Below are 25,882 nucleotides of genomic sequence, written 5' to 3'. Positions count from 1 at the left end.
GATAAGAAGGAAAAAAATGTCGAATTCTGTGCAAGACTGGATTGATGCCCTGGAAGATGCCGATGATGCCACCCGAGAGGAAGCGGCCAAGGCCCTTGCGGAAAAGGGTGACCCGAAGACGCTAGAACCCCTTCTGACCGCCCTCGAAGATGACTATTGGTCGGTTCGATCTCATGTCGGGTGGGCTTTGGCAAAAATCGGCGGAGAAAAAGCCGTTGAAGGTCTCATTACACTTTTCAATGACAATATGATGGAAGTACAAGCTGAAGCAGTAAATGCCATGGCCTCCATGGGAAAAAGCGTCATTCCGCAATTACTGACTTGCTTAAAAGACAAACGATGGCGGGTGCGCGAACAAGCCGCGAAAACGTTAGGCGAATTGCGTGACCCTCAGGCCGTCCAAGGCTTGAGCCTGGTGTGTCGTGACCGAGATGGTGCAGTCAAGAGTGCTGCAGCCGAAGCATTAGGAAAAATTGGAGACCCCAAAGCCATACCAACTCTGATTAAATTATTTAAAGATACATCCAAAATCGTGCGGGAAACCGCCGGAACCGCATTGATGTACGTTGGAAAAGAATCAGTCGATGCGCTTCTGGAATCCCTCAAAGACCCCCATTTCGTTGTGCGCTGTCACGCCGTTCGCGCGCTAGGAGGCATGACCACGGATTACCAAATGGGACGGGTGTGGGTACGTGAACCACGTGTCGTCGATGCCTTGATCGATATGGTCAAGGACCCTGACCGAGCCGTTCGCGAAGATGCCACAATTGCTTTGGGCAATATTGGAGATGCACGTGCGGTGGATGCCCTCATAGAAGCCATGAAAGATGGGACAGTAAAACGGCATGCAATCGCTTCCCTAGGCATGATCGGTGATCCTCGCGCCTACCCTCCCGTCCTGGACGCCTTAAAAGGTAAAGGGATACATCAGGAGGGGAAGCCAACCCCTGGCTGTATTATCAGCGAAGACCTCTTAATTAAAGAAGCGGCTGCCACAGCCCTTGGCCATTTCCGACATCCCAAAGTCATTCCGGATTTAGTGCTGTTACTCAAAGACCTAGTCCTTCGTGATTATGCCGCCAATTCCTTGGTCTTGATTGGAGATGCGGCCATTGAGCCCCTGGTATGGTTCTTCCATGACCCGGATTTATCGAAGGTCCAGCAAGAAAGCGAAAGGGTTTTGGCCTTTGCTACTTCTCGAATGACAGCAGGAGGTGCTCTCAAGAAAACGATCCTAGATACCCTGGATAAACTCGGGTGGAAACCATCAGAAGGCATCAGCAAAGAGACCAGAGAGATTGAATATACCGATACTTCCAATGTGTTAGGTGAGGGAGGAGAGGGCCGCTTTGGCAAGAGCGGGGACTTTGCCATGCCGGCCAAACCACCTAAAATCGAACGGTAATATACTCCAATTCCCGTGTCGGAATGTGACGGGGCTCCGCTCCTGACGGATGCCCCTTCCTCAATTAGTCTCGCCGGAAATGCAAAATTCCCCAGCTGAGGTGGCCACTTTTCCCAGCCTCTACCCAATGCTGGAGACCCACCTTCATATTAGCCAGATAATCCTCCGTACAAACCCGAATAAGCATATGATGTTGGGTGGTAAGTTCCTGAAGCACTCGCTCGTAATGTGAAGCAAGGTTCGCGGAAAGATCCTCAACTCCAACCTCTTTGAATCCAATTTTGGCAGCCAACTTCCGATAGTATTCAATCGATCCCAGTGAATCCAAATGAATACGATCTAAAATAGGTTGAAGCACATCGGGAGAACAGGTTGCACTCTTCATCGGATCGGTAAAAATAAATTGTCCGCCCTTAGCCAACACCCGGTGGACTTCCTGGAAAACTTTCTCCCGATCTCCGCTATGTAAAATGGCATCTTGCGACCACACCAGATCCACGCTCCCATCCGGCATGGGAATCGACTCAAAATTCCCGTCAATGACATTAATGGCTAGACTGATATTCTCCTTCTGATTGAGTTCTCTATTCCGCTTATTTTGGACTTCACTCAAATTCAGGCATCCAACCTGACATCCATATCGTCTCACAAGATGACGGGCGGAACCTCCGTACCCTGACCCAATATCCAATACCCGTGTCGTTGAATCAAGTCCTTTGACAGAAGCCGCCATTTTCTCCACGGTTCGTCGGCTGGCATCAAAAATCGAGTCGTTGTCGGATGCGTACAATCCAATGTGAATATCTTCGCCGCCCCAGATTGTGGCATAAAACCGGTCAGCATCCGAACTGTTGTAATAGGCCCGAGCAGTATCCACGGTGGGAGAATAATTCAGATTGCCAATCTTGCCCATGATCGTGGGGGGGCGTTCCTCATTTTTATAGCGTTTCTCAGCTACATGAACATAAAAATCGGGGTCCTCAACTTTATGCGTTTCTTGAAAATCCGCATAGGTTTTTACTTGCTGAAAGCCAACCTCATTCATGAGCCGACGTGTATATTCTTTCCGCAGCGGAAACATATTCAAATGAAACGCTTCGCCATCGGGAAAAGTATATTTGAATCTGGCAAGCCCTTCATCAACATGTTCCGGCTCCGCACTCACATTGTCTCCGCAATAGTAATACACATGCTTCGAGGTAAACCCATTATCTAAAATTCCATCATAATTTCTTTGGTCCAGAATCAACACCCCATCGTGCTTCAGCGCGGTGTAAAATTCGGCCAAGGCTTTTCGCCGATCCTGCTCGGAAAAGAGATGAGTCAGAGAGTTCCCCAGGCAAATCACCGCATCGTATTTATTGTGTATATCCCGGCTCAACCAGCGCCAATCAGCATGAACCGTTCGCATAATAAACCCAGCTCGTCTGGCATTTTCAAATGCCCGTGCTAACATTTCAGGACTGCCGTCCGCACTCGTCACTTCGAACCCGGCACGCATGAGCCGAATAGAATGAAATCCCGTTCCCGTCGCGACATCCAATACGCGTTTGACGCCCCGTTCCTTCAAAATTCTGATAAAAAAGTCCCCTTCACTCGAGGCCCGGGCATCCCAATCAATCAAGGCGTCCCATTTTTGCACAAAACTATGAACATACTCCTGTTTGTACAAATCCGTTTTTCGTTGAGCAATGGGATTATCCCCATATTTTTGTTTACTAACTGGCATCGTCGCTTTCTGAGTCATTAGGGGAAACCTCCTGGATGGCTACAGCCCTCACCACTGCTTGAGAATGATGGGTACAAGGTTAAGTAAAGGCTTGCGATTTAAACATTGCATTACAGTATTCAAGTGAAAAAACCCTCAAGGGCAAAACAGTAGTCTGTCCCTACGGACCAGAAATAAAATTGGGCTCCGCACTTCTCCTACGCGGGTAAGAAAGGCCCCACTGTTGTGTGTGAGATTCTCACACTAACTCGTTAGGCCCATCTTCGCAACCCCTTTTTGATGACGCTCTCATTCCTTCATCAACTCCCAAGTACCAAATTCAGTCGGTAGTCTTAAAACTTTAGGACGAAAAAAATGCTGCTTTTCCGCCACCTAAACAAAATTTGCCTACTCCTTGCCATTCTTTTCGGTTTGGCAATAAACAAAGATTTCCTTGTTCAACAATGCCAAGTATGGTAAGGCCTAACCTTCCCATTCATTTCTATCGCCCCATGAACCCACTGAAATCTACCACCCTTGTTTTCAATATCTCCTGCGCCTTCGCCTTTCTCTTTTTGCTCTGGGGTGCCTTAGCCCCGAAACATTTAGCAAAAATCACCGGGACCTTCCAAACGGCCCTTCTTGATTCCTTTGGCTGGTTATATGTCCTGGCAGCAACCGGTTTTCTTATTTGCGCGTTCTGTCTGATTTTTTCCAGATGGGGTGATATTCCACTTGGACCCGATGGGGCCAAACCTGAATTTCCTCTCCTCACCTGGTTCGCCATGCTGTTTTGCGCAGGCATGGGCATCGGTCTGGTGTTTTGGGGCGTGGCGGAACCCATATCCCATTTCCATGATCCCCCCATCGACGAAGGAGGAACACCCCAAGCCGCACGCCTGGCGCTGCAATATTCTTTTTTCCACTGGGGCCTACACCCCTGGGGCATCTACACCATGGTGGGCATGGCCCTCGCCTACTTTCAGTTTCGAAAAGGCACTCCAGGGCTATTTAGTGCAGGATGCCAGCCGGTTTTAGGCAGACATGCCACCGGGCCGATGGGAACGGCGGTAGATGTGGTCGCTGTTTTTGCCACGGTCTTTGGCGTAGCAACCTCCCTTGGATTTGGGGCTGTACAGATCAGCGGAGGATTATCCTATGTGTTTGCCCTGCCCAATACCCTCACCACTCAATTGGCCGTCATCGCCACTGTCACCGTGCTCTTTATGCTCTCCGCTCAAACCGGACTCCAACGAGGCATCAAATACCTTAGTAATCTGAATATGGTGCTGGCACTGACTCTCTTGTCGTTCTTGCTGTTTCTCGGCCCAACGCATTTCATCATGACCGTGTTTCCCTCGACCTTCGGAAACTACATCCAAAACCTTCCGACGATGAGCCTGAACCTCGCACCATTCCGAGATTCAACCTGGATTCACAACTGGACGTTGTTTTATTGGGCATGGTGGATCGCCTGGGCGCCCTTTGTGGGAACCTTTATTGCCAGAATTTCCAAAGGCCGGACGGTGCGACAATTTGTGTTGGGCGTATTGCTTGTTCCGTCAATATTTTGCGCATTTTGGTTTACGGTGTTTGGAGGAACCGGGATAGCATTAGAACTCTTTCAGGACGTGCCCTTGAAAACCGTCATGGAAAAGCAGGGAATCGAGGTTTTGCTCTTTACGGTATTGGAGGAATATCCAATGGGTACGGTCATGTCACTCATCGCCATTTTCTTGATCGGCACCTTTTTCATCACCTCAGCGGATTCCGCTACTTTCGTCTTGGGAACCTTAACCACGAATGGCAGCCTCAATCCCCCCAATCGGATCAAATTCACCTGGGGCATCATTCAATCCCTGTCGGCAGCCATCCTTCTTTGGTCAGGTGGACTCAAAGGCCTGCAAACCGGGGCCATCCTGGCTGCCTTTCCGTTTGTCTTCGTCATCATCATCCTCATCATCTCTCTCCTCAAATCCTTTCAGGAGGAAACCAGGTAGGCCTGGTGCGACAAAGGACACAATCTCTCAATAGTTGATTTGATCAAAAAAAATCGCTATTACTGCTAGTCCTTTCAACCCTACAAAAATTTACCTGTCACAGAAATATTAGAGAGGAATCAATGAAGTTAGACTCACTTCCAACAGAATTTACGCCTTACAAGCAGTTAGAGATTGCGACGAATAAACTGGTCGATGGTGTGGCATTAGTATCGGTCAATGGATTTATTCCGGTTTTAATTGGAAGAGGAGAAACTCCTGAAATATGGGTGACCATTCCTGCCGATCAACAGGGGAAGGAATGGCGTCCAATCGTGAGTAAAAATTCATCTTTGCTTGATGTGATAACCGTCACTGCCTTGGGAAAGAAGATCGAAGTCGCCTTTGCCGACGAGATTGTTCTGGAAGTCAAAGAAATTAGCGGGGAAAACGCCGAAATTACGAAATGCAACCTTCGGCCATTTGGCATTAATGTGTTTTTAGAGGACGACTGTCTGAAAGTCATGACGAACCGCTATTCAGGCAACACCATAACCGAGGCAGAAATATTCATTGATGTAGGGAAAGGATAACCACGGCAAGATCAGTCGAAATGCGCTCGACCAACCGCATATTTCTTGATGGTAAACCATCATCGTGAATCCCAACTTATTGCGGGGGCTTCACCCTATTAAAGGACGCACACCCAGAAAACTCCAAAGGGAGTCAGGAACGCCATTTTATCGTGCCCGTCTGAGGCCAACCAGGTTGCCTTTCCACTAGTCTTTGTCATCATCACCCTCACCTATCTCCTTTCTCAAATCCCTCAACTGTCGTGGCAAAAGACGGCAACACAGAAAATCACGTGTGACACGGAAGTCGGGGACACAAATGAAATGCATTCTCGATCCAGCGCTTTTTACAGGAAATTCTCGAGATGGATCCCGATCCACACCGTAAATCTGGAAGGCCAGAAATTTGAACTCTGAATGATCCAAGCACTTCTCATTCCGGACTTGCGCCATTTCATCTTTATTGTCAGAATGGCGATAGAAGGCCTCCCTGAAGGAGGTCAATGATTCCTACTTGACTCGAGTAAACGGCAGAACCCGAAAGGAACGATCATGACTGACCTTGAAACGCCCCTCCCACATATCACCACCACCGAAACCTTAGTGAGATTTTATGTCCTTCTCTCCCAATACATCGATCGATGCCTGGATGAGGCCACCAAGCGCTCACTCCCGGAAGGAGAATTTCAAAAACACCTGGCCGAGACTCACACCCAGGTGACGGAACTTCTCGCGACAAACCGGGTTGTCAAAAATAAGGCGGAGACAGAATTTCAACGGATCACCACGCTGTGTGAACAATTTTTGAAATCCCCAACCGATCAGGTCATTAAAGACAACCTGAACCACGAGCATGACGTTCTGAGAATAAAAATGTTAGCGTTGAGCGACCTCTTAGCGGTGTTTCGGTCGGTATAGGGTAGGTATTCAACCGCCTTCACAGGCAACCTCTCTTCTCCCTCATTGACCCCTCAAAAAATCGTGTGGTAACGTCGACCTTCGGGTTTTCCCTAATGGTAGGGAAAGGGGTGTGGTCTATATTCCACCACTTGGCACAAACATGGTCGACTCCGTCGCTGAACATATATCTGCGCTTGACGACGAGGATTGGGGGGTGCGTGAAGACGCAGCGGTAGCCCTCGGACGTCTTGGCGATCCCCGTAGCGTTCAACCATTGATTCGGGCGCTTCGTGACTCAGATCGGGCCGTACGGGAAGCTGCAACCTCAGCATTAAAAGCGCTTGGGGAACCGGCCATTCTCTCGTTAGGGTTTTGCCTTCAGGATGCAAATCTTCAAGTTCAGGAATCGGCTGCATGCATCCTGGCTGATATCGCTAACGAACAAGTCTTAGATCCCTTGTTGTCCGCGGCATTAAGTCCTAACTGGATTGTGCGAATGTCGGCAGCCAAAGGCCTCAGTCGCATCCAGAACCCCCAAGCCATAGATACGTTGATTTTGCTCCTACAGGATAAAGTGCCAGCCGTGCGAGAGGAAGCAGGGCGGGCCATTCAAGCCATCGGCAACACCAGCATTCCAAAATTATTGGAAAAATTAAAGGATGAAAACTGGAAAATCCGGTTGCGTGCAGTGGAAGCATTGGCCCTGTTGAAGCCCCTGGAAGCGGTAGGACATTTGATGATTCTGGTCCTCGAAGATTCCGATACTGCCGTGCGCCAGGACGCCGTGCGAGCACTTGGCCAGATTGGCGATCCCCGAGCCATTCCTCTTTTACTCTCGTCCCTTGCCCTCGACACGCCTTCGCTGAAATTGCCCTCGATTGAAGCACTTGGCCAAATCGGATCCACCGAAGCCATTCCCATGTTAATCGCGTTGGTCAATTCGCTACCCAAGGAAACCTACGAAGATCGCATGGAAGGATGCACCGACCCGCAATATAAAGAAGATCTTCCTCCCCTGGAAGCTGCCATCAGGGCCTTGGGAAAGATACGCGACCCACAGGCTATTCCCGCTCTTATACAAGCCCTGCAAAGTACGCTCCTGCGGACAGAAGCCGCCGAAGCCCTGACGCAATTTGGCCAAAAAGCCGTGAATCCGTTGTTAAAGCTCTTAAAAACCACTAAAAATGACAATCTCCGTCGTCATGTGTTGGAATCCCTTTCTCACCTCGGCTGGAGGCCGGGACAGATACGCATCTAACCGAAAGACCTGACGATGCCGAAAGAAACTTTCGAAACCATCATCTCTGAACTGGATCACGAGGAAGATTGGCGCCGAATGCGGGCCACCTCCACCTGCATGAAGGGGGGACCCAAGGCCGTCGAAGCCATTATTCAAGCCATGGCGACCGGTTCTACCCACTACAAGGTGGAAGCCGCAAAAATGTTGGCCCGCCTACGAGATCCCCGAGCCGGCCAGGCCCTCGCTCATGTCCTGAAGGATGAAGATGAACAGGTGAGACAGTCTGCCGTGGATGCCTTGGAACATATGGCTGGCATTTTGGATGAAGCCACCGCGGCTGCACTCTTAGAACATTTACGCGACGAAACTCTCCAGGAAAAAGTCACGGAACTCCTCGGTGTGATTCCCACCTCTATCGGTCCTCTGTCGGAACGGCTCAAGGATCCCGACCCAGCCATCCGCCTCCGGGCCGCAGAGATTCTCGCACACCTCCTTGATCCTCGATCGGCAAATGCATTTGTTGATGCCATGTCCGACCCCGATCTTCGTGACGTGGCCACCGATACCTTGCGCAAATTAGGTGCGATTCGAGACCGTGTCGATCAAACAATGGATGATCTGCGAGCGGTGGACGAATCCGAGTTAAAAGAAGGCGTGCGGCAGGAAGCGGTCATTCAACTGCATCGTATTGGCCGCCCAATCGTTGAAATTCTCATTGAATACCTGGAGGACGATGATTGGATCGTTCGGGAAGCTGCCGCTGATACCCTTGGCAAAATTGGCGATATTCGGGCGGTGGAACCACTCATGGTCAGGCTCCGGTCGGACAGCGATACGGGTGTAAAAGAGCATGCTCTTAAATCCCTTGGACTCATCGGCGATCCCCGGCCGGTTGAGTTATTCATTGAATCCATTCCCATTCGCCCCCTTCGTATACTCGCGGTCGAAGCCCTGGAGAAAGTGAAAGAAATCGAAGTCCTACGACCCCATATGGAATTATTTGCCAGATTAAAAACGGACCGGGATGGCCTGATTTCCTATAATTCAGGGGTCATCCTTGACAAACTCGAGGCTGCCACTGCACAAATGAGTATGGATGAAGAAGCCTGGGCCGAAAAGGAATAAAAGGAGTGTTGACCCATGACGGAAGGTAACCACGTAGATCCCTTATTGTCAGCGCTTCGTGATGACAATGAAGCCCTTCGGAATCATGCCGCCTCTCGGCTCGGAGAAGCTGGCTCTGAAGCGATTCCAAAGCTGATCAATATGTTCTTGGAAGACGATTGTGTGGTTCGTGAAGCAGCCACAAGCGCCTTGGTTCAAATTGGGGAATCTGCCGTTGATCCCCTGATTGAGGCGTTGAAAGATGATGAGGAATGGTCTGTTCGGGAACAGGCAGCTACCGCTCTCGGGAAACTCCGTGCGATTAAATCGGTGGAACCATTGGTCCAGGCCCTCCGGCACGACAAGGATGGAGGTGTGCGCACTGCTGCCATTTGGGCGTTAGAACGGATTGGGCATCCTGATGCGGTTCCCGCCTTAGTTGATGCCTTGATGGACGCGACCCTCCGTGAGGATGCCGCAAGAGTCTTAAAGAAATTGGGGGATTCGCGCGCGACTGATGCCCTGGTGGAAGGGTTACAGGCCTCGAATTGGATTGTGCGCCGACACGCGGCCGAGGCGTTGGGGAAAATTGGCGATCCCCGCAGTTTGGATCCTTTAATTCATGCTCTGGCTGATGAGGACTGGTTGGTTCGCCGCAATGCAGCCGAATCCCTAGCTCGTTTTAAGGATAGTCGAGCCATCGATCCCCTGGTCCCTTTACTCGAAGATGAAAATGAAATGGTTCGGGACACCGCCGAAGGTGCCCTGGCAAGCTTGGGATGGACACCCGGTTCTTCCCGATCATAACAACAAAAGCTCTTTTCGTTTTTTTAACTACAAATAAGGACACTGAACAATCATGGCAAATGAAGCACCCGCAAAACTCATTTCAATCGGCCCCAAAAGTGGCACGAAAAAAGACGGGTTTAATCTTGTGACTGAAAACGTCACTGCGATCAATCTTGATGAAAGACAAATCGAGGTCGAACTCTTGGCGTACGATGGGAAGACCGTCCTAATGGATGTCAGTGAAGAGGCGGTCGAAGACTTACAAAAGATCAAAATCGGTGACGGGGCGACTCTTCGCGTCGTTGAAGAAGACGGCAAACGAATCGTCAAAAGTTTTCGCATCCGCTCCAAGGACCCCAATATTCAACGAGCCGATGCTGCACTGCAAGATCTTACCGATTCTCACTGGCTCAATCGCAAGCATGCCATTGAAGTGCTTGGTGAACTCCGGGTGGAAGCAGCCGTGAAACCGTTAGTAGAAATGCTCAGCGATGAGGTGGGTGATGTCAGACAGCGTGCCTATGAGGCCTTGATCAAAATAGGCGCGCCCTGTGTTCCCGATGTCATTCCCTTTTTGGTGTCCGAAGAAGACGATCTTCGGCAATCGGCAACCGAAATTCTTCGAAAGATTGGAAAGCCCGCAGTCGAGCCTTTAGCTCTGGCATTAGGCGAGGCTGATGAAAAACTTCAAAAACGCATCATGAAGGTGTTAGACCGCATGGGCTATAAACGAAAATAGCGCAATCGGCAGGATACACCCAAAGCCATCCCATCACTTGCTCTACAAGCCCCGAAAGGCAACCGAAAACGTCTTGTGCCCGAATCCTGGCTTTTCTCGAAACAGGCTTCCCAACTAAGCTAGTCTTCAAGCACGAAACGTGTGTTGCGATCTTTTAGCTTTTTTGGGAAGGAGGGGCTCCCACGGTTTTTCGTCCCACCGAAACATAATGAAACCCCAGATCTTCCATCCTTTGGGGTTCATAAACATTGCGAAGATCGATAAAAATCGGAGAGGTTACTGCGGCCCGAACCCGGTCAAAATCCAAACTTCTAAACTGGTTCCACTCCGTAACCAACACCACGACATCCGCCCCTTCCATCGTGTGGTAGGCATCCTGACAGGGGATCATGGTGGGCAACACCTTCATCGATATCTCCAACGCCTCCGGATCATAGGTCCGCACGGTCCCACCCGCTTTCATGATCTGCTCTGCGAGGTACAAAGCCGGTGAATCCCGAATATCGTCGGTGTTGGGTTTAAAGGCTAACCCGAGTAAAGCAATGGTTTTCCCCCGCAACTCCCCGACCGCTTCTCGAATTTTCTCCATCATCCGGACTCGCTGCTGGTCGTTCACCCGTTTGGTCGCTTTGGCGATAGTCATCTCATAATTATTTTCATTTCCGATATTGATCAACGCGGCGGTATCTTTTCCAAAACACGATCCTCCATACCCTGGACCCGCATGCAGAAATTTCGACCCGATTCGTTTGTCTAAACCCATCCCTTTGGCCACCAGTTGCACATCGGCCCCAACCCCTTCACAGAGATTGGCCATTTCATTGATAAAGGAGATTTTCGTGGCCAAGAAAACATTTGAAGCATATTTGATCATTTCAGCGGTTGGAATATTAGTAATCACAATTGGCGTTTCAAGGATATACAAGGGGCGGTACAAATCTTTCATAATCGCCACCGATTCTGGACTGTCAGCTCCAATAACCACACGATTGGGCCGCAAAAAATCCTCAATAGCCGATCCTTCGCGAAGGAATTCAGGATTCGAGACCACGCCAAAACTACACGTCGTTGTTTGGTTCGCCTGAATAATCGACCGAATGCGTTTTGCCGTTCCGACCGGCACGGTGGATTTGGTCACCACCACCTTATATCCCGTCATCCGACTTCCCACATCTTTCGCCACCTGATCGATAAAGGACAGATCGGCTGACCCATCCTCACGGGATGGAGTGCCTACGGCAATAAAAATAACAAGGGCTTCATCAACGGCTTTATGTAAATCAGTGGTGAATCGAAGGCGGCCGGCCGTCAGATTTTTGGTTACGAGTTCGGAAAGCCCTGGCTCATAGAAGGGCACCTTGCCCTTTTCCAAAGCCGCAATCCGGCTGGCATCCGTGTCCATACACAACACATTCAAGCCAAATTCCGCAAAACAAGCCCCTGTGACCAATCCAACGTACCCGGTTCCTATCACGCTGACATACATGAATTTATCCTCCTTGATCTCAATATGATATTTCCATTTTACTCGGCTAAAGTCTTATTGCACTTTAAAAAGAACGAATTAGTATACCCTATTCGATGTTGCTTGACAGCCTCCAGGGTGCCAACTAGAATCAGTTCAAATTTTCCTACAGAGCGGGAATAGCTCAGTGGTAGAGCATCGCCTTGCCAAGGCGAGGGTCGGGGGTTCAAATCCCCTTTCCCGCTCCAACTTCAACCGTGTCCTTTCCGAATTACAACTTCTCTCTCCTTCGCCCTATTTCTCGGGCTGCCGAGGCTCAACTTTTATATTCATTCCGTCTAGGGGTTCCCACAGACCTTCCTCCTTGGTCGGCCCTGGAATTTTGACCAATATCTCTAAGTCCTCATTCAAATCTTTGAGAAAATCTTTCATTTGCCCGACTGTCATGGATCGTGCCTTTCTATAAAAATTGTTAACTACTCCTACCCTGCTGGCACCTCAATTCTTTCCTATACTACTTCAAAGAATAGGTGGGCCCTGACGGGTCTCATTAACGAAATTTTTCCCAGCTTCCCACACCCAGGGAAGTGAGTATTTCTTCCGTTCAATCGGTCACCATTATCACCCACCATGGGGTGGATTCTTCTTTCATCTCGGAAAACTGCCTCGCGGTAAAACTGCTGGGGACTCCCCCAAGCACCGCTCCCCGCCGAATTTCCACATAACGAAACCTGGGAGGCCTCTGAGTACCCTCATTCTTCACGACCCCAAAAGGCATAGAATCTCGCAGGTCAGCTAAGACGGAAAGGTCTTTTCTCTGTCCGACAGTCATTGAGGTTAATTCCTCATACACGCTTCCAAATATTGCAGGCAGAACTGAATTCGTAAAAATCTCATTTCTTGGACGGAATCGATCATCCGCTAACAATTGGCTGAGCACCTCCCAAAAGACCCCATCATCGATTGCTGAAAGAATACCCACACGACTTCGTTGAGCCATAAATTTCAACAATGCCAAAGGGCCCAAAATGTCAAACTTCCAATCGGGGAAGGTTAATGTCCGTCCTCGGTGAGAGACTTCTAATATGGGCTCCCCTTCATATCGGCTTTTCCGATAATTTCCCCGGCTGGATTGAAGATGCGCATGAATAATTTCAGGTGCCAAACGACTGGGTTCATAGGCAAAGGTGGGATTTGCCGGAGCATGGCAGGTACTAACGGTGTAACGGAACAACTTCCCTTTGCTCTTCGAAAATGTCTCCAGACCCATGCCCCCCCAAAATTTAAATCGTAATTCTTCTGACGTGAACCTCTGTAAGTAACGTTCACGCTCAAGGTTTTTGTGATAGACGCCGCCCACCCGTGACCCCGGCATCAACCGATCAAAGGCATGCAAGGTCAGCGGGGTACGTTGCGTCCGTAAGTATGGGACATAGTGATCCACCAATTCCTGTTCAAAGGACAAATCTCCAGCTCCGATATCTAACAGGGAGGGTGTTGGCGTCTGTCGTAACACGTCATAAGGATTAAACGCATCCCGAAGAATTTCCTCCCATCGTATCCCGGAATACACTTCCGGACTTTCCCTTTCTTCATTCACGTTCAAGATTCCCCATACCATGAGCGCGCGAACCGCCTTGGAAGGGGGAAAGCCGGTGAGGTCCTTGAGGATCTGATTTCCCTCCTTACTCCCGATAGGTTGTGAGAATTTTTGCAGGGCAGCAATTAATCGTTCTTGAATTGTTGGATCGAGAGAGGCCTCTTGAATATGTTGAATGAGGGCGGGAAGCTTGGCCTGAAGGGTTTCAGGAACCATAAATTTCCTACTCGCCTCCCAGTGATGGGGGGAGGATTCCCGACTTATTTTGATTCTCTCCCGAAACGCCGTTAATCCGAGTCTCTGGTCATCCATTGATGTGTATCCCTTTGACTGATGGCTAACCTAAATTCTTCACCCACCTTAGCCCCTCCGAATATCCTGAAACAACCGCATAGCTCCTAAAATATTGCCCACAAGGGAGAACTATGCTACACCTTGTTTCGTCATGGTCACGCATTATTTTCTACGTGCGAAACAACACGTTCTCTTCCTCTTTCTGGGCATCATTGTGATGAGCGCCACCGCCGGGTGTGCGACATCTCAAGCCAACCCGACCTTTGGAGTCAACCACATCTACGATGTCGACAGGCAGCAAGCAACCACATTCGACGATGTCCTCCCACAACTTTTAGCCGCCGACGTGATTTATATCGGCGAAGAACATTACACCCCTTCACACCTTGAGGCAGCCCAGAAAATACTGACTGCCCTCCTTGCCCATGACCGCCATCCAGCGCTAGCCATGGAAATGTTTAGTTGGGATGGACAATCCGGGCTAGACCGGTATAGCCAAGAATCCGAATATACGACAGAACAATTGGTTAAGGATTCAGAGTGGAACACGAATTGGGGGGGAGAGTTTGCCGATTATCAACCATTAGTGACCTTTGCCAAATCACATCAACTCAAAATTTTTGGCCTTAACCCGCCACGCCCACTTGTTCGATTAGTCGCCACGAAGGGACTATCCGAAGCCTTGCAAGACCCGGAAATGCGAAAATGGCCTATTCAAGAAATCGTGACCGATGATCACGCGTACGAACAATTGATTTTTGAACAAATTGAAGCCTGCCATCCTGGCTTACCAGACCACGTGTACCGCCGAATCTTCGAAGCATCCATCTTCCGGGATGAGGGCATGGCACAGATTATTACCAATTACCTCAACAGGCGATCCCGGACCGCCGGACCGTTGGTGAGCTACACGGGCGGCGGTCATATTCAGTATAAGACCCCCGTCCCCAAGCGAGTTAAACGAAAGCACCCCGGTGTCAAATCTATTACCATTTATCTCGAAGCATGGGATCCCTCCAAAGAAGAGAATGTTCGTTCGGAGTTGCAAGCCGGCATTGCTGATTTCCTCTGGCTTACCCCTTTGGGCCCTAAAGGCCTTCAACCCCGCTGCGGCTAACTAATAACACCAATTTTCTTAACGAAGGAAGGAGGTCTAACCACATGGGCGACCCGATTATCATTGCACAACGAACACCTTACGTTCTGGACATGGAAGCAGGAACCTATTATTGGTGTCGATGTGGCCGATCAAAAACCCAGCCATTTTGTGATGGGTCCCACACGGGAACTGATATTTCCCCCATCGAGGTGGAACTCAAAGAAAAACAAAAGGTAGCTTGGTGTGGATGCAAATACAGCAAAAAGCCCCCATTCTGTGACGGTACTCATTCCAGACTGGAATCGTAAAATCTGCTCTCGACTCATTAAACCAGCTCGTCTTTTCAGAATCCTTCGTGATCATGATTACGTATCATAAACTAACATGAATACTTTAATTAAATTATACTAGTTAGAAGCTTGCATCCATGAAATAAAATTTACTACAATCCTCCACGATTGTGGATAGTTGATTTTTATTTCGAAGCTATCCCCAAACATAAATTGTGTGAGATTTTTTTATAATGTCCGAAAGTGAGGATTTTCGTATGAATCGGATTACTTCCCTTCTCAGTGCTTTTCTCCTATTAGCCGCAAACCCTGCATTTGCCAATGAGCCAGGCGGAGGCTATGAAGGGATCACGGGCTTGTACTATGGAACCATAGCCCTTATTTTGGCCTATGGGGTCTATGACATTTTCTTCAAAAAGTCATAACGTCTCCCGCATTACCTAACATGCCATTTAGAGGATTCCCCTTCCCATTAAAGGGGGAGGGGTGCAGACTACTCTTGGGCCTGATGATTCCGCCGAGCTTTGAGTAAAGGCTCCAAGGTGCGAAAAACATTCTGAGCTACAATGGTATAGCCTTCCGCCGTGGGATGGATTCCATCCGCCTGATTTAAGCCAGGTTGGGCCGCCACACCTTCCAGGAAAAATGGAATGAGTGGAAGCGTCAATTTCTGGGCTAGCCGTTCATACTTTCCAAAAAATTCTCCAGTATAGGCTTCGCCATAATTTGGCGGAATGCGCATGCCCGCCAAAATGACCGCTACTCCTTCCTCCTGCAACCGGTCAATTATGCTGTGAAGGTTGAGATAGGTCTGTTCTAAAGAGAGCCCCCGAAGTCCATCATTGACGCCCAATTCCAATATGACAACCGTCGGCCGACTTTTTAATATCCACTCTACCCGTCGCACTCCCCCCGCTGAGGTTTCTCCGCTGACTCCAGCATTGACCACCTCATAATGAAATCCACCCTCACGCAACTGTTTTTCCAACTGAGCCGGATAGGATTCGTCTGATGACACGCCAAATCCAGCCGTTAAGCTATCGCCAAAGGCCACAATTTTAGGCAGAGATTCGTTCTTTCGCACCGAAGGTTTGGATAAGGATCGATCGGGAGGAAATTGAGTCCCAGAAATTTCCGTGTCTGAACTATGCTTCATGGGCTCTGGTATACCGGTAGACGGACTTTCCTGAGGGTCACACCCCCAGATTCCCAGACAGAGGAGCACAAGGACTGATAGGATACATGTATGCATAATAGCCGGGTAATAACTCTCATCTCTATTATTCACCATTTGGACCCATTTGTGTAATCAACGTGAACGTTCCTGCATCGTCTGTACCCCCTTTGCACCCCCTCACTCCATCATCTCAGGTCCTCATTTCTGTCAATCACCTTGAAATGGAGCTTCAGGCAGCCAATCAGTCCGTCAAGATTTTACAGAACATATCCTTTGAGGTCCTCACTAATGAGGTCGTCGCTATTGTCGGTCCATCGGGAAGCGGGAAATCAACACTTCTGGGGTTACTTGCAGGCCTCGACAGGCCAACACAGGGGTCTATCCGCATCAACCAGACCGATATCACGACCTTAACCGAGACCGAAATGGCACACTTTCGCCGCAAACACATTGGCTATGTATTTCAAGCCTTTCATCTCCTTCCCACATTGACGGCTCTGGAAAATGTGGCTCTCCCATTGGAATTGCAAGGCATATCCACGGGCACAGTACGGGCCAAAGCACTTTTACAATCCGTAGGCCTGGAACACCGTCTCCACCATTATCCGGTTCAACTCTCGGGTGGCGAGCAGCAACGAGTGGCCTTGGCCCGAGCCTTTATTGTCCGGCCTCCCCTCCTGCTGGCCGACGAACCCACCGGCAACCTGGATAGCTCAACCGGCGCAATGGTCATTGATCTTCTGTGGGAACTTCATCAGCAACACGGCAGTACTCTCATCCTCGTCACTCACGATATGTCATTGGCCGCTCGGGCACAACGAATCCTGGCTCTGCAGGATGGAGCAATGGTGAACGAGACGAGACCCCCTATATTATCATCCGGCTCAGAGGCATGACCCCAGTATCCGTCAAACTCGCCTGGCGGGAAATCCACAGCGCCTGGTCCCGTTTCCTCTTTTTATTTCTCTGCATTGCACTCGGTGTCGGTGCCATTGTGGCCGTAGATCTGTTTGCCGTCAATGTCGAACAGGTCATTCTGGGAGATACCCGGGCCCTGTTAGGGGGTGACGTCGAACTATCATGGCGGCGGGCAATTTCCGATAAGGGCCGTAACGTACTGGACTCCCTCGCTGACCGTGACATGATCCTTTCACACGTGACTGAAATCGCCGCAATGGCGACAGTGGAGAACCCTCACTCACAAACGGCTTCTCAATTGGTGGAACTCAAGGCCATAGATTCGGCCTATCCCCTCTATGGTCAATTGGTAGTGGAGCCGGATCTCCCGATGAAGCAACTCCTAGATCCCCTTCAATCCGGTTGCGGTCGCTCGCCGTGTTTTGGTGCACTTGTCCAGGAATCCTTACTGATCCGGCTCAATCTTACCGTTGGCAGCGAGCTACAGATTGGCAAAGCGAGCTTCCTCATTACCGCCGTGCTGAAAAAAGAACCGGACAGGATTGCCAATGGATTTAGTTTGGGTCCCAGGGTCATGATTTCCCGAGATGCGCTCAAAGCCACCACCTTGATCCAAACCGGAACCCGGATTCAGGAACGATATCGCCTGTCCCTATCCGACTCTACCTCTCTTGAGCCTTTAATGGGTGAGTTACGCGGGCGCCTCAGCCAGGAAGGAGTTCGGGTCAGCTCATTTCGCGATGCCCAACCACGACTCCGCCGGTTCCTTGACCAATTAAACCTCTATCTTGGGCTGATTGGTTTTACGATCTTATTGGTCGGTGGGATTGGAGTGGCATGCACGATTCAAGGATTCCTCACACAAAAAATTCCGATTATTGCCACACTCAAAACTCTGGGAGCGGATTCTTCACAAATCATCCGTCTCTACCTCACACAAAGTCTCATCCTGGGAGGGATCGGCAGTCTTATTGGGGTCATAGTCGGCGTCATTCTCCACCGGGGCTTACCCCTATTGCTTCAAGGCATTATTCCTGAAACCATGCCACTGAATACCTCTCTCGCACCCGTCCTGCGTGGAATCTTTCTTGGCACCCTAGCCACTCTTGCCTTCTCACTTTGGCCGTTGCTGGCTATCCGTCATGTCTCTCCGGCATTGGTCTATCGACAAGCGGTGGATCACTCCCAGGACATGGCCAATAGCCAATCCATACTAACCCGATGGCGGACCATCCTGAAGCGTTGGTGGAATGACCGGGCACAGGTCATGGTCAGCATCAGTATGATGGTGGGCGTGACCGGCCTGGCCATGTGGCAGGCCCACTCACTGACCCTCGGTTTATTTTTTTCCGGTGCTTGTGCGATCGCGGTTCTCCTCTTATTAGTCGGCACTGGAGCACTGTATAGAATTCTTGGGCATGTCCCGATTCCTCAGTGGTATTTATTGCCTCATGCGGTGAAGAATCTTCAACGGCCTGGAAACTTTACCAAAGCCATGACGTTGGCCATAGGGATTGGTGTCATGCTCATGACAACGCTGACTATTGTGCAACGGTCCTTACTTGACCTGATAGGAAACCAGATACCCTCTCAGGCTCCCTCATTTTTTTTCATAGACATCCAACCAGACCAATATCCCCAATTTGTGGATGTGCTACAACAGAAATTCCCCGATTCACCCTATAAATTAGTTCCAGTCGTGCGGTCTCGCCTCACAGCCATCAACGGACAACCCATCGACCCTGAAGAGCATAAAGGCCAACGAAATGGATGGTATTTCACCAGGGAATACGCATTGACCACATCCCAGGACCTTCCAAAAGATAACGTCCTCACTCAGGGACAATGGTGGGATCACACCAAGGAATCAGACTCGGACGGAGCGCCCGGGAGGCCTTTAGATATCCCGTTGGTCTCCGTGGAGGAAGACGCCGCAAAAAACCTGGGACTGACCCTGGGCTCAACCCTGACCCTGGATATTCAAGGGGTGCCAATTGTCACGAAAGTAGGCAGTCTGCGACAGGTCGATTGGGGCAGTTTTTCCATGAATTTTTTCATGATCCTTCAGCCTGGCTCCTTTGACGGCGCACCTTTCACCTACATCGCCACAACCAGAGTGCCGACTAATCTCGAAGTCCCCTTACAGCAAGCCATCGTCGCCGTTATGCCCAATGTGACAGCCATCAACGTGGGAGATGTGCTGCAGAATATTGGTCGAATCTTTCACCAGTTGGCCATGGGAATTCAAGCCTTGGCCCTGTTATGTCTGGTCACCGGAGCCGTGGTCATGGTTGCGGCGATTTCAATCAACCGGTATCGGCGCCTGAATGAATTGGCAATTGTGAAAGCCCTGGGAGCAAGTCGCAGACTACTCGTATTTTCGCTCGGAGTGGAATTCGGTGTCATTGGGGCCTTTGCAGGGCTGGTTGGACTTGGATTGGGGTCTCTCCTCTCCTGGTCTCTCTTGTACCTCTTTTTTGACCTGACCTGGAACTTCGATCTCATCGTGCTAAGCACAGGTTTGCTTTTGACAATTCTGCTAAGCCTCATGACCGGCTTTCTCGGGACGTACCGGTTGCTGGGCTTCCCTCCTCTATCCGTCCTCCGTCAAGAATAAACCCCGTCCATCAGATTGCCGGGTTCTTCTCCCAACACAACATCCGTGACTGAGGCCGGCCTCTTTCTTCGATGAACACTCGCAGGAGTTATCCATTTAGATACAAACTGTATGCTGTTGAATAACAACCTGTCCCACAACTGATGCCCTTATGCCTCATCTTCTTTGCATCCTTTAAAAAATTCCCAAACCAATTTTAAAAATTTGCTTCTCCATTCATCAGATTATCAATGAGTTATAACCATGAAAGCCTTAAAGAACCGCTCCCCTACTATTTAGGTACATTCTTTGCTTTGTAATATGGCAAGTAGGGGATATTAAGGGGAGCTATGGAAATTATTTTCGCCATCTGTATCACAGGCTTTGGAATCTTCGGAGGAATGTCCCTCATATGGAATGGGCAGAATCCTATACCATTAAAGGCACCCGACAGGTCAGGCTCACGGTAAAATGATGACCAAAACAACACAGGCCTGTGCCTGCATGACATTTGTTCAGGAGCCATCTTTAGGTGATTTCACCAAATGGTGAGTCGGCCATCTATCGACTCGAATCCACCAAGATGGTGAATTCGCTCATAGGTTAGGAAAGGAGATCCTCATGGCTAAAAATATTCTGATTATTGATGATGATGAAATGAGTCGAGGATTGCTCAGGATGGTCCTGGAATATGACGGATGTGAGTGTGTAGAAGCCGAAAATGGAGCCAGCGGGTTAACACTTCTTGAATCAAAATCCTTTGACGTGGTGATCCTGGATAATGCGATGCCCGTCATGACCGGAATGGAGTTTTTGGACCGGTTACAGCATATACCCCACAAGTCCGACATCCCAATTATAATGATAACCGGGTACCTCAATGCCGTAACACGAGAAAACGCCACCCGCTTAGGAGCCTATGCCATTATCGGCAAACCCTATGATTTTGGGGAGTTACGGGCCATAGTCGCTCAACTGTGTCCGTCAGCCGCTCCAAGGCGGTCCCATTCCTTCATCGTTGCCAACATGTCCCAAACCTATAGTCCCCCTCCGGGTTGAGACCGGGATGAAGGAATCATCCAGTCCCAAACAGGACATCTCCTCCTCTATTGTCCAAATAACTGTTTGAGAATATCCGCTCCGTCTTGTAAGAGTTGCTGTAATTCCTGTTCATCTCCCTGTAAGGCTTTCTCAATCCTCCGCTCCACATTCCTTTGGACCTGTTGCCCAAAGGATTGCGTATCTAATTGCAAGAGCGGTTTCTGAACGGTTCCCATAACAGCAAAGGGCAGCACCAACTTTCCCTCATGCCACGCAACTTTGGCCATCGGAAACCGTTGAATAATCCGGTCCCCGATCATCCGTGAAACGGCCAGATTGCCTTGAAGGTTCAACGATTCATCAAACCCGAGAGTTCCCACCCCTGTCATCGAGAAATCTGGGGCCTCAACTGTTAATTGCCGAATAACCACTCCCCTATCTTCCAATTCCATTTGAGTATCAATCAGAGAAAATTTCGTCGCACCGGTGGATTCGTCCATGAGATCCGGTAGCTGAAGGGCATCTTCAATCGCCTGCATGAGGTCAAAGCCACCTAATTGCCCATCGCGGATCATCAATCGGACTGGTCCGGTCATATGTGGTTGCCTGGAGGAAGACTGTGCTGCTCCCGTGACGCTCCAATCCAACTCTCCCCTACCAGTCAAACGGAAAGAAGAAGATCTCACCACTTGCATCATTGATTCGACGGAAAAATTCGTGAATTTTCCTTGGAGTGAGAGCAGGGGAACAGCGTGAGTCCCATCCCATCTTCCATGCGCCTCAAGATTTCCCCTAAACGCTTTGGCCTTGAGAGACACCAGATCCACCCTTGTTGCTTGGATCACCGTTTCAAAACGGATCTGTTCGAGTGAAAACGGGCGTTGAACGGAAAGAGCCAAGGGAAAATCCTCTGAGGACAGGGCAGGAGCCTCCCCGGACAAATTCAGACGTCCAGGCGTACCCTGACCCGAAAGGTGAATGGTCGCTCCACCCAATTGGAGATCTACGGTCAACGGATCAATCCTCATTCCTGTGGAGGGTTGCGATGGCTCGGAAAACAGGGGTGCCATCACATGAGCCTGAAAGCGGCTGAAGACCACAGGCTTATCCAACGATACATTCACAGGCAGGTCATTCGACGATATGTTTGGGATTTGCACGTCCAACTCCAGCCTTCCATCGATCACTTTGCCCTGTGCCGTTCCCCCTATTTTGCCTACGCGACCCGCAAGATTGATCATCGGAAGATCAAAAGTGGGTTGAAGAGGGCCAAAACGCCCATCCATCTCCATGGGGAGCTGATAGGGCATCACCATGCCCTTCATGAGCAGACTCGCCATCTGTCCCAACTGAACGGAATTTGTAACCAACTCCAGTTGTTCGAGGTGGTATGAACGGGAAGATTCTTTGGAACGATCCTCATACTGTAGAGAGCCTCCAGTCATCAAGAAACGCTCAACCGCAAACATCCCGAATAAGGGTTTGAGCGCATTGGCGGGATTTGCTTCGGCGGCCTCAGGGTGGTGAAGAGCAGGATCTTTTCCGATGGTGGCCATATTCAACAACCCATCAGGAGTGCGGATGACGTAGACCGTCGGATCCTGAAGACGCACCTGTTCAACCTGAATGTGCCGGCGCAACAGGGGGAGCCACTGAATCTCCACCTCAGCGGAAGGAATTGTGACAAACGCCTTAGGACTGAACGCCGGGTCATCCCCTATTGTCAGATCCTGCACCCGAAACCCGAGGTTAGGAAAGAGCGTTAAGCGGACATCCTGAACATCCACGGTTCGATTAAGGGCCTGCTCCAGAACCGGGAGATACCGATCCCGGTACCGATTCAAATCCAACAGAAGCGGAAGGAGCAGGTAGACCACAAGAACCAGCCCAATGAGGATAGCGAGACTAACCATGATATTACTCTTCACGAAGACATGCTCCCGTCATGAACCAAAGAATTCGGTAGTTTACCATGTTCCATTTTTCTCGGTTGACAAACAATCCTGGGATATCGACACCTCAAGAGCTATCAGGTATCTTCTAGGGCCAACAATCACACAAAGAGGATATTTTCCTGTGACCACTGTGAGTGAACCGTCTTCCCCTCTTCCCATTCGTCATGTCGTGTTAGTCGACGCCTCAGGCTACATTTTCAGGGCCTTTCATGCCATCAAGATTTTAAACAGTCCGAATGGTACCCCCGTCAATGCCGTCTATGGATACATCACCATGCTGATGAAACTACTGGACGATATGAAACCCGATCATATTGCCGTCATCTTTGATTCCGCACGAAAAACCTTTCGAAACGATCTTGCCCCCAGCTACAAGGCCAATCGCAGCGAACCACCGGAGGAGTTGGTGCCTCAATTTGCTCTCGTCCGGGAGGCGACACGGGCTTTTAATTTTGATTGCATTGAACTGAACGGTTTCGAAGCCGACGATCTGATCGCGACCTACGCCAAACATGCCATGGAAGCCGGCGCGAATGTGACCATCGTGTCCTCGGACAAAGATCTTATGCAGTTAGTATCAGAACAGGTCAGTATGTTCGATCCCATCAAAAGCCGAAAGATCGGTCCCGAGCAAGTTCTGGAAAAATTTGGTGTGCCGCCCGTGAAAGTGGTCGACGTGCAGTCATTGGCGGGAGACTCCACGGACAATGTGCCCGGGGTCCCGGGTATCGGCATCAAAACGGCCGCACAACTCATTCAGGAATATGGTGACCTGGACACCCTCCTTGCCCGCGCCTCAGAAATCAAGCAGAACAAGCGACGGGAAAGCCTCATTGAACATGCCGATAAGGCCCGACTCTCCCGTGAATTAGTCCGGCTTCGTTCCGATGTCCCGCTGCCATTTCCGCTTGAACAATTGGAGCGGCGCCAGCCCAATATGGATTTATTAGCTTCCTTCCTCAACGAACAGGGCTTCAAATCGATTTTGGCTCGCCTACAAAGCCGCATAAAGGGCGGACAGGAACCCAGTACCACTCTTTCTTCCACACCGGACACCGATGCACCAGCAACGAAAGATCCCGAAATAAAGCCACTGCCTCCCAAAGCCCAGTACGAGTTAATTCAAACGGTGTCGGCCCTCCAAGGATGGGTGGAGGAAGCGACTCGTCGCGGGAAAGTGGCCGTCGACTGCGAAACCACCTCTCTCGATCAAACCAGAGCGGAGTTGGTTGGATTCTCATTAAGCCTGGAACCCGGCCAGGCCTGTTATGTACCCGTCGGTCATGTGGCCCCGGGATCCACGTCCTATCAGGATTTGCTCTCACACGATACGTCTGCTGCCTTGCCGGAAAAACCGGAACAAATTCCACTCCAACAGGCGCTCGACATCCTGGGACCACTGCTAACAGACCCAGGTGTGCTTAAGATCGGGCACAATATCAAATACGACATGGTGGTGTTTCGCCGGTATGGCCTCAACGTGGCTCCCGTGGACGATACCATGCTGCTCTCATACGTCCTAGAAGGAGGCATGCATGGCCATGGCATGGACGAACTGGCCGAACACTTTTTGGGCCATACAACGATCAAATTTAAAGACGTCACGGGTACCGGGAAATCTCAAGTGACCTTCGATCAGGTTCCCCTGGAAAAGGCTTTGGAATACGCTGCGGAAGATGCCGAAGTGACCTTGAGGCTCCATCAGGTCCTCAAACCCCGTCTCATCAGTGAACGCATGACCACAGTCTACGAAACGCTCGAGCGTCACCTCATTCCCGTGCTGGCGACCATGGAGCAAACAGGTATCAAAGTCGATGTCTCCCAATTGAAGCAGGTCAGCCAGGAGTTTTCTCTCCGCCTTCGGGATCTGGAACAAGAGATCTATCGCCTGGCCGGGAAAACCTTCAATGTCGGTTCCCCTAAACAACTCGGCGAAGTCATGTTTGACGACCTCGCATTAGGGGGGGGGCAAAAAAGCAAAGCCGGCAGCTATGGCACCGGGGTCGATGTGCTCGAATCCTTAGCCGCTCAAGGCCATGAACTCCCGTCACGTGTCTTGGAATGGCGGCATTTAGAAAAACTCCGCAGCACCTATGCCGATGCGCTCATCCGCCAAATCAATCCCGACACAAACCGGGTGCATACCTCCTATGCCATGGCGTCCGCCGCGACGGGAAGACTCTCATCCACAGACCCCAATCTCCAGAACATTCCCATTCGCACTGAAGAAGGTCGAAGAATCCGGCGCGCATTTGTCGCGGAGCCTGGCTGGACATTGCTTTCGCTCGATTACTCCCAGATTGAACTTCGGCTGCTCGCCCACGTCGCAGATATTCCCGTTCTCAAGAAAGCCTTTTGGGAAGGCCAGGATATTCATGCGCTCACCGCCAGCCAGGTCTTCGGCATCCCCCTGGAACAGATGGATCCGGGAATTCGACGAAAAGCCAAGGCCATCAATTTCGGCATCATTTATGGGATCAGCGCCTTTGGATTAGCCCGCCAATTGAGCGTGGAACCGAGCGAGGCCTCTGCCTATATCAAAACCTATTTTGAACAGTACCCCGGCATCCAGGATTACATGGAACGCACCAAACAGTTTTGTCGACAGCACGGATATGTCCAGACATTGTTTGGACGTCGGTGCCACGTCCCGGGTATTCATGATAAAAATCCCGCCCGACGAAATTTTTCTGAGCGTGCCGCCATCAATGCACCACTGCAAGGCACGGCCGCCGACATTTTAAAGCGTGCCATGATCCGCGTACCTACAGCCTTGGCAGAGCATGGCTTAACCAAACAGGCGAAAATGTTGTTAACCGTCCACGATGAATTATTATTCGAGGTAGAAGAGGCGGCTGTCTCCCAAACCACTGAGGTCATCAAGCAGGTCATGGAAAGGGCCACACTGCCTGCCCTACAATTGTCGATCCCGCTGACGGTGGAAGCCGGACATGGCCCATCCTGGGACGAAGCGCATTGAGGAGAAGGGCACTGCGAAACGTAAAAGGGTA

20 protein-coding genes and 1 tRNA gene are annotated in these 25,882 nt (G+C 50.2%); 16 read left to right on the top strand and 5 right to left on the bottom strand.

Going from position 1 to position 25,882, the window contains the following annotated elements; genetic code table 11:
* The first annotated feature begins 16 nt into the window (after positions 1 to 16).
* The gene (locus PJI16_05210; GenBank protein ID MDT3776955.1) at positions 17 to 1,405 is read left to right on the top strand and encodes a HEAT repeat domain-containing protein; all 1,389 of its coding nucleotides are present in this window, start codon (positions 17 to 19) and stop codon (positions 1,403 to 1,405) included.
* A 64-nt stretch (positions 1,406 to 1,469) separates the two neighbouring features.
* On the opposite strand, the gene PJI16_05205 is transcribed toward PJI16_05210, so the two are convergent.
* On the bottom strand, positions 1,470 to 3,152 hold the full coding sequence (locus PJI16_05205) for a methyltransferase domain-containing protein (GenBank protein ID MDT3776954.1): 1,683 nt from the start codon (positions 3,150 to 3,152) through the stop codon (positions 1,470 to 1,472).
* Between the two features lie 482 nt (positions 3,153 to 3,634).
* Between PJI16_05205 and PJI16_05200 the strand changes: the two genes are divergently transcribed.
* The 7 genes from PJI16_05200 (at position 3,635) to PJI16_05170 (ending at position 10,436) form a co-directional block, all read left to right on the top strand.
* Complete coding sequence (locus tag PJI16_05200) at positions 3,635 to 5,113, top strand: BCCT family transporter (protein ID MDT3776953.1); 1,479 nt, start codon at positions 3,635 to 3,637, stop codon at positions 5,111 to 5,113.
* Between the two features lie 122 nt (positions 5,114 to 5,235).
* A complete protein-coding gene (locus PJI16_05195; protein ID MDT3776952.1) occupies positions 5,236 to 5,685 on the top strand; it encodes a hypothetical protein in 450 nt (149 codons plus the stop codon).
* 531 nt (positions 5,686 to 6,216) lie between these two features.
* Positions 6,217 to 6,582, top strand: coding sequence for a hypothetical protein (locus PJI16_05190; protein ID MDT3776951.1), 366 nt, complete (start codon positions 6,217 to 6,219; stop codon positions 6,580 to 6,582).
* 112 nt (positions 6,583 to 6,694) lie between these two features.
* Positions 6,695 to 7,822 (top strand): HEAT repeat domain-containing protein, encoded by a 1,128-nt coding sequence (locus tag PJI16_05185; GenBank protein MDT3776950.1) that lies wholly within the window; start codon positions 6,695 to 6,697, stop codon positions 7,820 to 7,822.
* Between the two features lie 15 nt (positions 7,823 to 7,837).
* Entirely contained in the window at positions 7,838 to 8,929 is a 1,092-nt protein-coding gene (locus PJI16_05180; GenBank protein MDT3776949.1) for a HEAT repeat domain-containing protein, read from the top strand.
* Positions 8,930 to 8,944: 15 nt separating this feature from the next.
* Positions 8,945 to 9,715, top strand: coding sequence for a HEAT repeat domain-containing protein (locus PJI16_05175; GenBank protein ID MDT3776948.1), 771 nt, complete (start codon positions 8,945 to 8,947; stop codon positions 9,713 to 9,715).
* A gap of 52 nt (positions 9,716 to 9,767) precedes the next feature.
* Entirely contained in the window at positions 9,768 to 10,436 is a 669-nt protein-coding gene (locus PJI16_05170) for a HEAT repeat domain-containing protein (protein MDT3776947.1), read from the top strand.
* Positions 10,437 to 10,590: 154 nt separating this feature from the next.
* Here PJI16_05170 and PJI16_05165 read toward each other — a convergent pair whose 3' ends face one another.
* Positions 10,591 to 11,922, bottom strand: a complete 1,332-nt coding sequence (locus PJI16_05165) for a UDP-glucose/GDP-mannose dehydrogenase family protein (GenBank protein MDT3776946.1) — start codon at positions 11,920 to 11,922, stop codon at positions 10,591 to 10,593.
* Positions 11,923 to 12,074: 152 nt separating this feature from the next.
* On the opposite strand from PJI16_05165, the gene PJI16_05160 reads away from it, so the two are divergent.
* Positions 12,075 to 12,149, top strand: a tRNA-Gly gene (locus PJI16_05160).
* Positions 12,150 to 12,505: 356 nt separating this feature from the next.
* Here PJI16_05160 and PJI16_05155 read toward each other — a convergent pair.
* Positions 12,506 to 13,813 carry a hypothetical protein gene (locus PJI16_05155; GenBank protein MDT3776945.1) on the bottom strand — a complete coding sequence of 436 codons (1,308 nt, stop codon included), beginning with the start codon at positions 13,811 to 13,813 and terminating at the stop codon, positions 12,506 to 12,508.
* Between the two features lie 133 nt (positions 13,814 to 13,946).
* Here PJI16_05155 and PJI16_05150 point away from each other — a divergent pair, with 133 nt between their 5' ends.
* The 3 genes from PJI16_05150 (at position 13,947) to PJI16_05140 (ending at position 15,609) form a co-directional block, all read left to right on the top strand.
* Positions 13,947 to 14,912, top strand: coding sequence for a ChaN family lipoprotein (locus PJI16_05150; protein ID MDT3776944.1), 966 nt, complete (start codon positions 13,947 to 13,949; stop codon positions 14,910 to 14,912).
* Positions 14,913 to 14,956: 44 nt separating this feature from the next.
* Entirely contained in the window at positions 14,957 to 15,202 is a 246-nt protein-coding gene (locus PJI16_05145; GenBank protein ID MDT3776943.1) for a CDGSH iron-sulfur domain-containing protein, read from the top strand.
* A gap of 239 nt (positions 15,203 to 15,441) precedes the next feature.
* Positions 15,442 to 15,609 (top strand): hypothetical protein, encoded by a 168-nt coding sequence (locus PJI16_05140; GenBank protein MDT3776942.1) that lies wholly within the window; start codon positions 15,442 to 15,444, stop codon positions 15,607 to 15,609.
* A gap of 68 nt (positions 15,610 to 15,677) precedes the next feature.
* Here PJI16_05140 and PJI16_05135 read toward each other — a convergent pair whose 3' ends face one another.
* Complete coding sequence (locus PJI16_05135; protein MDT3776941.1) at positions 15,678 to 16,340, bottom strand: arylesterase; 663 nt, start codon at positions 16,338 to 16,340, stop codon at positions 15,678 to 15,680.
* Between the two features lie 158 nt (positions 16,341 to 16,498).
* Between PJI16_05135 and PJI16_05130 the strand changes: the two genes are divergently transcribed.
* The 3 genes from PJI16_05130 (at position 16,499) to PJI16_05120 (ending at position 20,934) form a co-directional block, all read left to right on the top strand.
* Positions 16,499 to 17,257, top strand: a complete 759-nt coding sequence (locus PJI16_05130) for an ABC transporter ATP-binding protein (GenBank protein MDT3776940.1) — start codon at positions 16,499 to 16,501, stop codon at positions 17,255 to 17,257.
* Positions 17,254 to 19,896, top strand: a complete 2,643-nt coding sequence (locus PJI16_05125; GenBank protein MDT3776939.1) for an FtsX-like permease family protein — start codon at positions 17,254 to 17,256, stop codon at positions 19,894 to 19,896. The genes PJI16_05130 and PJI16_05125 overlap by 4 nt, the downstream gene beginning before the upstream one ends.
* A gap of 600 nt (positions 19,897 to 20,496) precedes the next feature.
* Positions 20,497 to 20,934 carry a response regulator gene (locus tag PJI16_05120; GenBank protein MDT3776938.1) on the top strand — a complete coding sequence of 146 codons (438 nt, stop codon included), beginning with the start codon at positions 20,497 to 20,499 and terminating at the stop codon, positions 20,932 to 20,934.
* A 47-nt stretch (positions 20,935 to 20,981) separates the two neighbouring features.
* On the opposite strand, the gene PJI16_05115 is transcribed toward PJI16_05120, so the two are convergent.
* Entirely contained in the window at positions 20,982 to 22,829 is a 1,848-nt protein-coding gene (locus PJI16_05115) for an AsmA family protein (protein MDT3776937.1), read from the bottom strand.
* A gap of 163 nt (positions 22,830 to 22,992) precedes the next feature.
* Here PJI16_05115 and polA point away from each other — a divergent pair, with 163 nt between their 5' ends.
* Positions 22,993 to 25,851, top strand: coding sequence for a DNA polymerase I (gene polA, locus PJI16_05110; protein MDT3776936.1), 2,859 nt, complete (start codon positions 22,993 to 22,995; stop codon positions 25,849 to 25,851).
* Positions 25,852 to 25,882 lie beyond the last annotated feature (31 nt).

Origin of the sequence: Nitrospira sp. MA-1, assembly GCA_032139905.1 — a bacterium.
Taxonomy (GTDB): domain Bacteria; phylum Nitrospirota; class Nitrospiria; order Nitrospirales; family UBA8639; genus Nitrospira_E.
This window is presented reverse-complemented; position numbering and strand designations above follow the sequence as displayed.